The sequence below is a fragment of the Sphingomonas adhaesiva genome, assembly GCF_002374855.1.
In the GTDB taxonomy this organism is placed as follows: Bacteria; Pseudomonadota; Alphaproteobacteria; order Sphingomonadales; family Sphingomonadaceae; genus Sphingomonas; species Sphingomonas adhaesiva.
In genome coordinates this window covers 528,748-543,347 of sequence record NZ_NWVC01000001.1, presented here as the reverse complement: position 1 = coordinate 543,347, position 14,600 = coordinate 528,748, and the positions used below count along the sequence as shown (strand labels likewise).

The 14,600-nt window shown below is 68.4% G+C and carries 8 protein-coding genes; 6 read left to right on the top strand and 2 right to left on the bottom strand.

The features are described from left to right. Positions 1–61 precede the first annotated feature (61 nt). Positions 62–844, bottom strand: coding sequence for an enoyl-CoA hydratase/isomerase family protein (locus COA07_RS02700; RefSeq protein WP_245841960.1), 783 nt, complete (start codon positions 842–844; stop codon positions 62–64). Next, complete coding sequence (locus COA07_RS02695) at positions 841–2,007, bottom strand: acyl-CoA dehydrogenase family protein (RefSeq protein ID WP_066709891.1); 1,167 nt, start codon at positions 2,005–2,007, stop codon at positions 841–843. Before COA07_RS02695 ends, COA07_RS02700 begins: the two co-directional genes overlap by 4 nt. 228 nt (positions 2,008–2,235) lie before the next feature. Between COA07_RS02695 and COA07_RS02690 the strand changes: the two genes are divergently transcribed. The 6 genes from COA07_RS02690 to COA07_RS02665 all read left to right on the top strand — a co-directional run bounded on the left by COA07_RS02690 (position 2,236) and on the right by COA07_RS02665 (position 14,595). After that, positions 2,236–4,392: an autotransporter assembly complex protein TamA gene (locus tag COA07_RS02690; protein ID WP_245841959.1), complete on the top strand. Its 2,157-nt coding sequence runs from the start codon at positions 2,236–2,238 to the stop codon at positions 4,390–4,392. After that, positions 4,392–8,612, top strand: coding sequence for a translocation/assembly module TamB domain-containing protein (locus COA07_RS02685; RefSeq protein ID WP_066711319.1), 4,221 nt, complete (start codon positions 4,392–4,394; stop codon positions 8,610–8,612). Before COA07_RS02690 ends, COA07_RS02685 begins: the two co-directional genes overlap by 1 nt. Before the next feature lie 76 nt (positions 8,613–8,688). Then, positions 8,689–10,161: a flavin-containing monooxygenase gene (locus tag COA07_RS02680; RefSeq protein ID WP_083956883.1), complete on the top strand. Its 1,473-nt coding sequence runs from the start codon at positions 8,689–8,691 to the stop codon at positions 10,159–10,161. 301 nt (positions 10,162–10,462) lie between these two features. Next, the gene (locus COA07_RS02675) at positions 10,463–11,755 is read left to right on the top strand and encodes a GGDEF domain-containing phosphodiesterase (protein ID WP_245841958.1); all 1,293 of its coding nucleotides are present in this window, start codon (positions 10,463–10,465) and stop codon (positions 11,753–11,755) included. 113 nt (positions 11,756–11,868) lie between these two features. Beyond that, positions 11,869–14,142 (top strand): ATP-binding protein, encoded by a 2,274-nt coding sequence (locus COA07_RS02670; RefSeq protein ID WP_169924218.1) that lies wholly within the window; start codon positions 11,869–11,871, stop codon positions 14,140–14,142. Between the two features lie 66 nt (positions 14,143–14,208). Continuing rightward, a complete protein-coding gene (locus COA07_RS02665) occupies positions 14,209–14,595 on the top strand; it encodes a response regulator (protein ID WP_066707546.1) in 387 nt (128 codons plus the stop codon). Positions 14,596–14,600 lie beyond the last annotated feature (5 nt).

The window sequence follows — 14,600 nt, the reverse complement described above, 5'->3', positions numbered from 1 at the left end:
CTACAGGCTCTTTGTCGCAAATGTGTCGCAGGCGGCAACAAATTTTGCCGGACGATCCTGTCTAGCCGCGAACGAAGCGCCCCGGCCGGCGTTCCCCGACGGCGCTGATCCCCTCGCGGAAATCGGCGGTCTGCATCAACCGGTCCTGTTCGGCGCGTTCGTGATCGGTGCGCTGACGCACCGCCTGCGCCAGATCGGCGCGCAGCGTGGCGCGCGTGGCCTCGACCGCCAGCGGCGCGTTGGCGGCGATCTCCGCGGCAAGCCGGACGGCGGCGGCGCGCACCTCGACCAGCGGCGCGACCTCGTCGACCAGGCCGTAGCGTAGCGCGTCCTCGGCCTTCACGCGCCGTCCGGTCAGCAGCATCATCGCGGCATGTTGCTGCCCCACGACGCGCGGCAACGTGTGGGTGATGCCGAAGCCGGCATGGAAACCCAGCGTCACGAAATTGGCCGAAAAGCGCGCCTCCGGCGCGGCGACGCGGAAATCGCCGACGAGCGCGAGGCCCAGGCCGGCGCCGACCGCCGCGCCCTGCACCGCGACGACGACCGGCTTGTTCGCCGCGAACAGGCGGACGGCGGCGCTGTAGAGCGCAGGCGTCTCGCTTTCCCCGCTGTCGTCGGCGAGCGGCTTGTCCCCGGTCAGGTCGGCACCGCCGCAGAAGACCTTCCCCTCGGTCGCCAGCACGATCGCGCGCACCGCGTCGTCGCGGTCCAGCGCTTCGAACGTGTCGGCCAGCGCCTCGACCAGCCGCGCGTTGACGTGATTGTGGGGCGCGCGGTCGATCACCACGGTGGCGACGTGATCGGCGATGGAGACGGCGATGTGGCGGGTCATGTCGTTCATGCACGGGTTCCCAGCAGGTTGCGGGCGACCACCCAATTGTGGATCTCGGTCGGCCCGTCGTAGATACGCATCAGGCGGATACGCGCCGCCATCTGCGCCAGCGGCATCTCGCGCGTCACGCCAATCGCCCCGAAGCTCTGCATCGCATGGTCGAGGACGTCCCACGCCATTTCGAGCGCGAAGCTCTTGATCATCGAAATGTCGGTGCGGATGTCGCGCCCCTGATCGAGCTTCCACGCGCAGTCGTAGGTCATCAGCCGCGCGGCGTGGATACGGATGGCGGCGTCGGCGATCCAGTTCTGCACCGTCTGCCGCTCGCTCAACGGCTTGCCGAAGGTGGTGCGCTGCGGGGCATAGTCGATCATCATGTCGAGCGCGCGCTGCGCCATGCCGATTGCATTGGCGGCCATTTCCGCGCGGCGCGTGCCCAGCCGCAGCTGCATCGGGGCGAACCCCTGGCCCTCCTGGCCCAGCAGCTTCCATCCCGGCACGCGGCAGTCGTCCAGCGCGACCTCATAGGTCGTCTCGCCGCCGATCATCGGGATCGGGCGGACGACGTTGAAGCCCGGCGCATCGTGATCGACCAGGAACGCCGACATGCCGCCGCGCGCGCCCTTTTCCCGGTCAGTCACCGCCATGACGATGGTGAAATCGGCCTCGGCCGCGCGGGTGATCCAGATCTTGCGCCCGTTCAGCAGCCAGTCGTCGCCGTCGCGCGTCGCGGTGGTGCGCATCCCGGCAGGGTCGGAGCCGGCGCCCGGTTCCGAAATGCCGATCGCCGATATCGTCTCGCCGCGCACATAGGGCGCCAGATACGCCTCGCGCTGGCGGTCGTCGACGGTCGCGGCGAGCATCCGCAGGTTGGGGGAATCGGGGGGCAGGGTGTAGGGGACGATCGTGCGGCCCAGCGCCTCGTTGACCGCCACCATCGCGACGGCGGGCAGATCATGTCCGCCGACGTCGGCGGGCGCATCCAGTCCCCACAGCCCCATTTCGCGCGAGACACGGTCGATCCGCTCGCGCTCCGCAGTCGACAGGTGGAGGCCGTCGCCGGCCACGTCGCGTTGCAGCACCGCGCCTTCCAGCGGAACCAGTTCATCGTCGACAAAGCGGCGGACGAGGTCCGCGATCATGCGGTGATCGTCGTCCAGATCGAAATTCACGGCCCTCTCCCGGCACTAATGTTTGCGCGGACACTAGGCGGCATGTCCGCGTCGCGCCAGTGCCGGTGAAACCGAAGCGGCCTTTGGGCGTTGCAGGACTACGGGGGTGAAACGGTATACCGGCGCCCGGGGGTTAAAGGGGCGTTATTCTTGTCTTTTCTTGTTCGTCGTCCCCGCGTTCTGGCCGCCACCGCCCGCAGTGCGATCGCCTGGGCCATCGCGAGTGTAATGCTGCCGCCGCCGGCGGCGGCGCAGATGGGGATGCCCGGCACGGCGCCGGCCCGCGGCCCCGACACGCCGGCGCCGGTGCCCGCATCCGACCCGCAGGCGAACGCACCGATCGTCCCCGATGCGGAGTTCGACGCCGCGCTGCCGCCGATCACCAATGACATCAACGCGCCGCTGGAGCCGGTCACGGTCCAGCCTGCGACGCCCACCGGTAGCGCAGAGCAGGCCGCCGCTGCGCCGCTGACACCGGGGCAGCCGCCGGCGGCGGCCACGCCGGACGCTGCGCTGGCCGCGCCGCTGGAGCCGCTGGCGGCGTTCGACAGCACGCCGCTCAATGCCGTCGCCGACAGCGGCGGGACTGAGACACCCGACATCGCCTATGTCACCGAGGTGCGCGGGCTGGACCCGCTGGGGCTGACTGACGAGTTCAATTCGCTGTCCGCGTTGCGCGAGGGCAAGGGCAAGGCCGATAACGCGACCCAGATCGCCGCCCGCGCGCGCGAGGACGAGGGGCTGGCGGTGCGGCTGATGAAGTCGCTGGGCTATTACGACGGCACCGCGATCTCCACGATCGAGAACGTCCCAGGTGAGAACGGCACCGCGGCCGCCTCACGGATCCGCGCGATCGTTTCGGCGACGCCGGGCGTGCTCTACACACTGGGCACGATCACGGTGCAGGCCGGGCCGACGGTGCCGGAGGGGCTGGTGCGCCGCGAACTGCCGCTGAAGACCGGCGATCCGATCCAGGCCGCGCGGGTGCAGGGCGCGGAAGCGAACGTCAGCCTGAAGCTGCCGCAGCAGGGCTATCCGTTCGTCAAGGTCGGTGAACGCGACATTCTGCTCGACGAACAGACTCATCGCGGCGACTATACGCTGCCGGTCGACACCGGGCCGCGATCGTCGTTCGGCGCACTGCGGACCGAGGGCGATGCGGTGTTCGGGCTAGAGCACCTCAACGTCTTCCCGCGGTTCAAGCAGGGCCAGTTGTACGATGCGCGGCTGACCGACGACCTGCGTCAGGCGGTGGTCGGCACCGGGCTGTTCAACTCGGTCGGCGTCGAACCGGTGCGCACCGGACAGCCGGGGCCGGACGGGACCGAGCAGGTCGACCTGATGATCCGGCAGAACAAGGGGCCGGCACGCAGCCTGGCGGGCAGCGTGGGGTTCCAGACCGGTCAGGGCGTGACCGCGGAAGGCACGTTCACCAACCGCAACCGCTTCCCGCCCGAAGGCGCGCTGATCCTGGGGGCGATCGCGGGGACGCAGCAGCAGGGGTTGTCGGCGACGTTCCGGCGCCAGAACGCCGGGCGGCGCGACCGCACGGTTACGGTGATCGCCAGCGCGCTGCGCGCCAATTACGATGCGTTCGAGGCATTCACGGGCACGCTGTCCGGCCGGATCAGCTACGATTCGACGCCGATCTGGCAGAAGAAATTCACCTATGCCTATGGCTTCGAACTGGTCGGCACCAACGAAAGCGTGTTCGATTTCGGCGAGAACAGGCGCGTGCGGCGCACCTACGGCGTACTCGCGCTGCCGGGACAGGCGCTGTTCGACCGGTCGAACGATCTGCTGAACCCGACCAAGGGCTATCGATTGAAGCTGAACCTCAGCCCGGAGACGTCGGTGCAGGGATCGGTGCGCCCCTATGGCCGCGCGCTGATCGAGGCGACCGGATATTATCCCGTGAGCGACAGCCTGGTAATCGCCGGGCGTGCGCGGGCCGGCAGCATCTTCGGCGTGGCGCGCGACGATATCGCGCCGTCGCGGCGCTATTACGGCGGCGGCGGCGGATCGGTGCGCGGCTATGGCTTCCAGCGGCTGGGGCCGCTCGAGCCGGTCAGCTCGCTGGTGCCGGACGACAAGGGCAATATCGACCTCGCCAACCTGCGCCCGGTCGGCGGTCGAAGCCTCAACGAATTCTCGCTGGAGGCGCGCTATCGCTTCGGCGATTTCGGGATTGTGCCGTTCATCGACGCGGGCAATGCGTATGAAAGCGTTTTGCCCAAGGGCGGCGACCTGCGCTTCGGTGCCGGGATCGGCGGGCGTTTTTACACCAATTTCGGCCCAATGCGTGTCGACGTCGCCACGCCGCTGAACCGGCGGCCCGGCGACCCGCGTATCGCGCTGTACCTTTCGATCGGGCAGGCGTTCTGATGACCGAGAACACCGCTCCCGCCGCTGAGACCGTCGTCGTGACGCGCCGCCCGCTGTGGCAGCGTATCTTGAAATGGCTCGGCATCGCGCTGCTGGCGCTCGCCGTGCTGGTGCTGGCGATCGTGGCCGGGATCAACACCGATCCGGGCCGCCGCTTCGTTGCGGACCAGATCGGCGGCTATTCGACCGCGTCGGGGCTGAACATCAAGGTCGGGCGGATCGATGGCTCGCTCTACGGGCGGATGCGCTTGTCCGACGTGCGCGTCAGCGATCCCAAGGGCGTGTTCCTCACGTCACCGCGGATCGACGTCGACTGGCGTCCGTTCGCGTTTGTCAACAATCACGTCGACGTGCGCAGCGCGTCGAGCCAGCTCATCACGATGCGGCGCAATCCCGAACTGCGCCCGTCGCCCGAGCCGACCGACCCCAATGCGCCGATCCTTCCCGATCTGGACATCGATATCGGCCGCTTGCAGGTCGCGCGCTTCGTCATGAAGCCGCCGGTATCGGGCGCGCGTCATATCGTGCGCATCGACGGGCAGGCGCATATCGCCGACCGGCGCGCGCAGCTGGTGGCCAACGTCGACGCGCTGCGCGGTGCCGGCGTCGCCGGTGGTGATCGCGCGCGGTTGCGGCTGGATGCGGTGCCCGACGACAACAAGCTCGACCTGAACCTGCGCCTTGCCGCGCCAGCGGGTGGCCTGGTGGCGCAGATGGCGGGGCTGAAGGCGCCGCTGACCGCGACCGTGGACGGTGCCGGCAGCTGGGCGTCGTGGCGCGGCCGCGCTGTCGCGACGCTGGGCGGCGGGCAGCTTGCGGATCTGTCGCTGCTGGCGCGCAACGGGCATTTCGAAGTGCGTGGGCCGACCCGGCCGGGGCTGTATCTGGAAGGGCCGGTCGAACGGCTGACCGCGCCGGCGATGCAGGTCGCGCTGGACGCGACGCTGGCGGAACGGCGCGCGGATACGCGGATCAAGCTGACGTCGGACGCGCTGGCGGTGGACGCTGGCGGCATCGTCGATCTCGCCAACAGCCGCTTCGGCAATTTCGCGGTCGATGCGATGCTGAAGACGCCGGGGGCGATCGCACCGAACGTGCGCGGACGCGACGTGCTGGCGCGCGTCGTCCTGAACGGCGCGTTCGCGACGCCGACCGTCGATTACAAGCTGCGGGCCGCTGCGCTGGGCTTCGCCGATACCAGCGTCGAGCGGCTGTATGCCGAGGGGCGCGCGACCGTGAATGCCGATCGCATCCTGGTGCCGGTCCATGCACGGGCGGCACGAGTCGCGGGGTTGAACCCGGCACTGGGCGGGTTGACCACCAACGCGCGGATCGACGGCGATCTGGCGATCGCCATGCCGAACATCCTGTCGGACAATCTGCGCATTCGTTCCGACACGATCGACGCGACCGCGATCATCGCCGCCAACGTGCAGACCGGGCGCTACACCGGCGCACTGCAGGGGCGTGTCAACAATTTCCGCGTCGACAGCGTCGGCATTCTGAACATCCAGACCAAGGCCGATCTGGTACCCGGCGCGCGCGGCGGCTTCGGCATCACGGGCCGCGTCGCGGTGCAGACCAAGCAGCTGTTCAATGCCGGCGTGCGCAATTTCCTGGGCGGCAATGCGGTGCTGAGCACGCGCTTCGGCTATTCGCCCGAGGGGATCGTTACCTTCCAGAGCCTGACGATGAACGCGCCACAGTTCCGCATCACGCGCGGGCAGGGGCGGTTCGATCCGCGCAATGGCGGGCTGCTGGTCGATGCCGATGCCTTTTCGACGCAATATGGCCCGCTGTTCGCGCGGGTGACGGGCAGCGCGACCGCGCCGGTCGTGCGGTTGCGCGCGCCACGGCCGGGCGTGGGCGTGGGGCTGGCCGATCTGGATGCGCGGATCGTCGGGCGCGGTGGCGCCTATCAGGTGAATGCGACGGGCGGGACGACCTATGGCCCGTTCACTGCCGACGTGCTGGTGACCCCCGGCGCGCAACTGGCGATCGACGTGCGCCGAGTGCTGTTCGCGGGGGTACAGTTCGCCGGGCGGATGGTGCAGACCGCGGCAGGGCCGTTCGCCGGCCAGCTGCGTTTCGCCGGGTCGGGGCTGAACGGCACCGCGGCGTTGAGCGCGCAGGGCCGGTATCAGCGCGCCGCGATCGACGCCCGCGCCTATGCCGCGACGATTCCGGGCGCGATCGACTTCACGATCGGCCGCGCGCTCATCAAGGCGGATGCGGTCCTGTACAACAAGCCGCAGATCACGGCGGACGCGCAGGTCGCCGATCTTCGTTACGGGGCGACGGTGATCCAGGCGGGCCGCGTCAAGGTGAACTATGCCGGCGGATCGGGCACGGCGCAGGCGCTGTTGACCGGATCGAACGGGGTGCCGTTCCGCCTCGCCGCCAATGCGCGGCTGTCGCCCAGCCAGTATCTGGTCGCGTTGCAGGGGCAGGCGAACGGCGTGTCGTTCCGAACCCCCAGCGCGGCGCGGATCGTTCCGGCGGACGGCGGCTATCGGCTTGACCCGACGCGGCTCGATTTCGATCGCGGGTCGATGCGGGTGGCGGGCCGCTTCGGCGGCGGGATGACGCAGGCGCAGATGCGGCTGGACAGGATGGACCTGTCACTGGTCAGCGCGCTGGTACCGAATCTGGGCGTCGGTGGCCAAGCGACCGGCAGCGTCGACTACGTCCAGCGCAGCGGCGCGGCCTTCCCGCAGGCGGATGCGCGATTGTCGGTGACGAACTTCACCCGTTCCAGCCTGTCGTCGGTTTCCGAGCCGGTCGATATCCTGTTCCAGGGGCGGCTTTCAGATGCTGGTGGCGACGGGCGGGCGCTGATCCGTCGTGGCGGCAACGCCGTCGGGCGGATGGTCGCGACGCTGACCCCGGTGGGCAGCGGCAGCTGGACGACGCGGCTGGCGCAGGGCGCCTTGTCGGGCGGCGTGCGCTATAATGGTCCGTCGGGCGTGCTGTTCAGCTTCGCGGGGCTGGCGGAGCAGCAATTGTCCGGTCCGATCGCGATCGCCGCCGATCTGGGCGGCACCGCATCGGCACCGCGGATCAACGGCCTGATCCGCGCCGACAACCTGACATATGACAATGAAACCTATGGCACGCGGCTGTCGAACATGCGCATCGCCGGGCGGTTCAACAACGACCGGCTGGAGCTGACCCAGGTGCAGGCGCGTGCCGGGCAGGGAACGGTGCAGGCGCAGGGCGTGGTCGGGCTTGCCGCGGCGCAGGGCTTCCCGATGGACGTGCGCGTGGCGATGCGCAACGCGCAGCTGGCGCGATCCGACGCGCTGGGCGCGACCGCCAGCGGCGACGTGCGCATCCAGAAGAACGCCGATGGCGGATTGATCAGCGGGACGATCAGCGTGCCCAACGCCCGCTATCAGATCATCCGCCAGGGATCGGCGGAAGTCCCCGAACTGACCGGCGTCCGGCGCAAGAGCGACATTCGCGTCGCGCGGCCGACCGACCGTCCCGCCGCGGCACCAGTCGGCCTGTTCAAGCTCGACCTGCGTGTGCGGGCGGACAACCAGCTGTTCGTGTCCGGCATGGGGCTGGAGAGCGAATGGGAGATGGACCTGCGCGTCGGCGGCACCTCGGCGGCGCCGGTCATCACTGGCGGGCTGGACCTGGTGCGCGGGACGTATTCGTTCGCGGGCAAGAGGTTCGAGGTACAGCGCGGGCAGGTGCGGTTCCGCGGCGGCGCGATGACCGATCCGGACATCAACATCCTGGCGACGACCAGCAGCGACGGGGTGACGTTCAACATCGCCATCACCGGCACCGGGCAGCGTCCGCAGATCGCCTTCACGTCGAGCCCCGCGCTGCCGCAGGACGAGGTGGTCAGCCGACTGCTGTTCGGGACCAACCCGGAGAATCTGTCTGCGACCGAGGCGATCCAGCTGGCAGCGGCGCTCAATTCGCTGCGCGGGTCGGGTGGCGGGCTGAACCCGCTGGGCAAGCTGCGTTCGGCGACCGGCTTCGACCGGCTGCGGGTGCTTGGCGCGGATGAGGCGAGCGGGCGCGGGACGGCGCTGGCGGCGGGCAAGTATCTGACGAACGATATCTATATCGAGATCGTCACTGACGCCCGCGGCTTCACCGCGACGCAGCTGACCATCGCCTTGACGCGGTCGATCAGCATCCTGTCGCAGGCCGGGTCGTTCGGCGGATCGAACGTCCAGCTGCGCTATTCGCGGGATTTCTGACGCGGCGGCACGATCCGTTCTTTTCCGCTACTGACATCCGGGTTAGCATCGACGCCGGAGCGGAGAGGAAAACGCTATGAGCGAGCATGTCGAGGTGATGATCGTGGGCGCCGGCCTGTCGGGGATCGGCGCGGCGTGGCACCTTCAGGACCGCTGCCCGGGACGCAGCTACGTGATCCTTGAGGCGCGCGCCGCGATGGGGGGGACGTGGGACCTGTTCCGCTATCCGGGCATCCGTTCCGATTCCGACATGCATACGCTGGGCTACAGTTTCCGGCCGTGGACCGCGGCGAAATCCATCGCCGACGGCCCGTCAATCCGCGCCTATATCGAGGAGACCGCACGCGACGGCGGGATCGACCGGCATATCCGTTTCCACCACAAGGTGACGCGCGCGAGCTGGTCGACCAAGGAGGCGCGCTGGACCGTGGAAGCGCGACGCGCGGACGGCACGACCGCGACCTTCACGTGCAACTGGCTGCACATGTGCTCTGGCTATTACGACTATGATCGCGGCCATGCCCCGGCGTTCGAGGGGCAGGAGAGCTTCGCCGGGCGGATCGTCCACCCGCAATTCTGGCCGCAGGACCTCGATTATGCGGGCAAGAAGGTGGTGGTCATCGGCAGCGGTGCGACCGCGGTGACGCTGGTGCCGTCGATGGCGCGACAGGCGGCGCACGTCACGATGCTGCAACGCTCCCCCACCTATGTCGTATCGAGACCGGCGGAGGACGGGTTCGCCAACTGGCTGCGCCGCCACCTGCCGTCGAAGGCCGCTTATGGGGTGACGCGGTGGAAGAACGTGCTGATGGGCATGTTCTTCTATCGCATGACGCGCACCCGGCCGGAGCAGACGAAGGAGCGGCTGATCGGGATGGTGCGCGAGAAACTCGGCCCCGACTACGACGTCGCCACGCATTTCACCCCGCGGTACAATCCCTGGGATCAGCGGCTGTGCCTCGTGCCTGACTCGGACCTGTTCGATGCGATCAGCGCCGGCGACGCCAGCGTCGAAACGGGCACGATCGACCGGTTCACGCCGGGTGGCATCATGCTGTCGGACGGGCGCGAGATCACCGCGGACATCATCGTGACCGCGACCGGGCTGGAAGTGGCGCTGATGGGCGGCACGCAGTTCGAACGCGACGGCGTGCCGATCGATCTGACCCAGTCGTTGCAGTACAAGGGGATGATGTTCTCGGACGTGCCGAACATCAGCTTCGTATTCGGCTACACCAATGCATCGTGGACGCTGAAGGCCGATCTGGTCGCGATGTACCTGTGCCGCCTGCTCAATACGATGAAGAAGCGCGGTCTGCGACAGGCGACGCCGCGGATCGGCGCCGACCCCGTCGCGCCCGAGCCGTTCGTGGATTTCACCTCCGGTTACATCCAGCGCGCGCTCGATCGGTTGCCCCGGCAGGGTGACCGCAAGCCGTGGCGGCTCAACCAGAATTACGCGCTGGACGTGCTGGCGCTACGCTTCGGATCGGTCGACGACAGCATGGAATTCAGCAACCCGGCACCATCGGCGCGCCGCGCCGCCTGACCGGGCATCCGCCGTTCATCATCGCCGTGCCGTGAGGGACGGCAATTCAGTCCGGTGACAGCGCGAAGCCGTCACCGGACCGAACCGGTTCGTCTTACCAGGGACGAACGGTCATTCCGTACACGACGGAGATAATGAACGCGAGCATGGCTTTCTCCCTGTTATGCTCACCCCCGGCGAAGGAGGCGGGCAAACATTAACAAGCAATTTACCTTCGCTCAACATCGTTAACCTTGTCTGCGGCTTCCTTCGTCACACATTAAGCCAATCTTCAAAAGTGCCGGTTACGCCGGAACTTGCCATGGCCAGTCCTCACAGCCCTACCCCGCCCGTGCCGCCGGTCGGGACGACCGTCGGCGTCGCCGGCGCCGGGATGGTGCCGCACGTCAAGGTGCTGGCCGAGATCGCGAATTTTCCGGCGCTCCGCCGCCGTCTCGGGCTCGACCGGACGCGGTCGCTGCCGACCGATATCGCCGACCGGTTTCCTGCGCTGCTGCCCGGCGCCATCGCTCGCGCGGTCGGGCCGGCGATGATCGAGATCGACGCCCAGGGGACGGACGCGGACGTGACCGCGGCGATCACGCGCGCGATGGCGATCCCGTTCCTGATCGACGGCGACTGGCACCGAGTCGATCTGTCGCTTGGCGTGGCGGTCGTCGCGGACGGCAATGACGACGAACTGGCCCTGATCGAGCGTGCCGAACGATCGCTGGCGCAGGCGAAGCGTCGCCGATCGGAACAGGACCGCGCCGATGCCGAGCCGACTCCCGTCGCGGCGCTGGCACGGGAACTGGACCGGGCGCTGGAACGCGACGAATTGCTGCTGATGTACCAGCCCAAGGTCCATGCGCGACGTCACGAAATTTCAAGTGTCGAGGCGCTGGTGCGCTGGCAGCATCCCGAGCGTGGCATGGTCCTGCCCGGCGAGTTCATCGCCGCGGCGGAGGAAGCGCAGCGGATCGACGGGCTAACCCTGTGGACGATCCGGCGCGCGTTGCGTGACCAGATGACACTGCGCGCCGCGGGATGGGATCTGCGCATCTTCATCAACATTTCCGGCCAGTTGCTGTCCAACGTTCATTTCGTTGAGACGGTCTGCGCGATCGTCGAGGACACACCCGACGCCAAGCTGGGGTTCGAGGTGACCGAGACCTCGGTCATCCGCGACCCGGAGTGCGCGATCACCAACCTCAATCGGTTCGATGCGATCGGCGTGCGCATCTCCATCGACGATTACGGCGCCGGTCTGTCGAGCCTGGCGTATCTGAAGCAACTGCCGGCGCGCGAGCTGAAGATCGACAAGCTGTTCATCACCCACCTCACCAGTTCCAACCGCGATCCGCTGATCGTGCGCTCGACGATCGACCTTGCCCATGCCCTCGACATGGAGGTTGTGGCTGAAGGCGTCGAGACGGGGGCGACGCTGGCGTTGCTGACGGTCATGGGGTGCGACACGGTGCAGGGGTTCTTCATCAGTCGCCCGATCGCGCTCGACGCGCTGATCGACTTCCTGCGGCACGACGATACGCAGCGCGCGACCCGCGAGTCGCGCGTGTCGGTGATGCGGCTGGCGAACTCATGGAAACGTCACTGATCCGACGCCTGTGTGCCTGCGTCGCCGCGATGGCGATGGGGTTTATGTTGATGGCGGCAGCCCCTGCGCGGGACCCGTCGTTCGACCATCGGATCGAGCGGGCGAAAGCCGCCATGCCCTCCGATCCTCGCTCCGCGGTCGTGGAAGCCTATCGCGCGCTCGCGTTGGCACGGGCCGAGCGTGACCCGATCGAGGCCTCGCGCAAGAACGCCATCGCGCTGTGGCTGGCGGGGGAGGCGCTCGGCAGGGTCGGAGAGACGGGCCGGGCGCTGCGGATTCTTGCGCTGGCCGAGGCGAATGCCGGTAAGCAGGGGATCGATCGCGCGCTTCTGGCCGAAATCCTCCTGTCGCGCGGTGCGACGCTGACGGATGCGGGACGCATCGCGGAGGCCCTGCCGGCCTTGCAGCATGCGCACGGGCTTTTTGCCGCCTTGGGACGGGCAAGGGATCAGGCCAAGGCACTGACGCTCATTGCCCTGCTGTATGACGGCGCACGCGATCATCATGCAGCACTGCGGTATTTCCAGCAGGCGCTGGATGCGACCAGCCCGGACCCGGGCATCTTCTTTCCGGTCTATCTGGGCCGCGGTGTGTCGCTGACGTCGCTGCATCGCTACGTCGAGGCGCTTCGGGACTTCGATCGTGCGCTGCCGATGGCGGAGGCCACCGGCAACGACATGGTGGTGGCCCAGGCGCTGAGCAACCTTGCCGATGTGCGCCTCCGTCTCGGGCAGGTCGATGCGGCAAGCCGGGCCGTCCAGCGGGCGCTGGCGCTGGCGGACAACGTGCGTCTCGCGCCGGTGCGGCCGCAGCTTCTGCTGCTCGCCGCAGCGGTGGCGCAGCGCAGGGGCGACCTGAGCGAAGCCGCGGCCTTGGTCGAACGGGGCTTCCATGGCGCGGACCTGTCCAGCACCACGCTGGCCGATCGCGGGATGCATGAGATCGCCTATCGCGTCTACGTCGCGCGCGGCGATGCGGCGCGGGCGCTGGTCCATCTGTCGGCGCTGAAGCGGATCGACGACCAGGCGACCGAGATCGCGCGGTCGAACAGCGCGGCGCTGGCGACCGCGCGGTTCGATTACGCCAATCAGGAACTGCGCATCGCCAAGCTGCGCGCCGCCGATCTGGCGCGATCGATCCGTTACGAGCGGGCCTCGGCGGCGACGCAGCGGTGGATCTTCGCCGCGGCCGGCGTCACGACCGCGGCGGTCATCATCGCGCTGGCGATGGCGTTGCTGGCGATCCGCCGCAGCCGCGACCGCGTCCGCGCCGCCAACGACGCGCTGGCGGCGACCAATGCCGAACTGGGCAAGGCGTTGCGCGCGAAGACCGAGTTCCTGGCGACGACCAGCCACGAGATCCGCACGCCCTTGAACGGCATTCTCGGGATGACGCAGGTGATGATCGCAGACACGCGGCTGGAGGCGGCGGTCCGGGAACGGCTGGGCGTGATCCATGGCGCGGGCACGACGATGCGGGCGCTGGTCGACGACATCCTGGACGTGGCGAAGATCGAAACCGGGCGGATGACGATCGAGAGCGCGCCGCTCGACGTCCATGCGGCGCTGGAGGAGGCCGTTCGCCTGTGGCGCGCGCCCGCGGTGGCCAAGGGACTGGTGTTCGAGGCGACATGGGAAGACGTGCCGCAATGGATCGTCGGCGACGTCACGCGGTTGCGCCAGATCGTGTTCAACCTCTTGTCGAACGCGGTCAAGTTCACCGCCAGCGGGCATGTGCATCTGGCGCTGACGACGCAGGATGCGCGATTGCGCCTGACGGTGCAGGATAGCGGCATCGGCATCCCGAGCGACGTGCAGGACGCGATCTTCGAATCCTTCCGCCAGGCCGATGCCGGCACCACGCGGCAGTTCGGCGGCACGGGGCTGGGGCTCGCGATCTGTCGAAACCTGGCGCGCGCGATGGGCGGCGATGTGACGGTGGAAAGTCGTGCGGGGCAGGGCGCGCGCTTCACGCTGGACCTGCCGCTGGTCGTCGCGCCCCCCCCCGACCTGCCTACGGTACCGCCGGCGCTGCTGGTGGTGGAACGCAGCCCGATCACCCGCGCGATGTACGCCGCGCTGTTCCGCGATATGGGCCAGGTGTCCTTTGCCGACCCGGAATATGCGGCGGCCGAGATCGCCCGGCTGCGCCCCGATCGCGTGCTGGTGGAGGCCGGCGCGCTGACCGCGGCGGGCGATCTGGCGCCGATCGCCGCGGCGGCCGCGGCCGCGCCGGTCGCGGTGATCGCCCCTGCCAGCGGGGGTCCGGCACACCTTATATGGCATTCGCATGGTGCCACCCATGTTATTGAACGGGCGGCAGGAAAGCGTGCACTGGTGGCGGCCGTCAACGCGCTGGAAACCGCGCTTGCGCGGCAGGCGGCTTAGGGACATAAGACAGATGACAGGTCCATGGACCAACGGCCCCGGGAGGAACGTTCGCGCATGTCGGCACTGAACGTCCTGTTCATCGAAGACGATCGGATGAACCGGCGGGTCGTTCGCGACATGCTGGACGTCGCGGGCGCCACGATGGTCGAGGCCGAAAGCGCCGAGATCGGGCTGGACCTGATCGACGGCAACGATTTCGATATGATCCTGGTCGACCTGCGGATGCCCGGCATGGACGGTATCACCGCGATCGGGCACATCCGTGCGCGGACCGATGCGAAGGCACAGCTGCCGGTGATCGTCGTGACCGCCGATACCGCCCCGGACCTGCGCGACCGGTGCATCGCGGCAGGGGCGAACGACGTGATCTTCAAGCCGGTGGCAATGGATCAGCTGTTCGAGGCGATGGGCCGCCTGCTGGCGGAGAATGAGGAAGACGATCTGATCTGACGGGC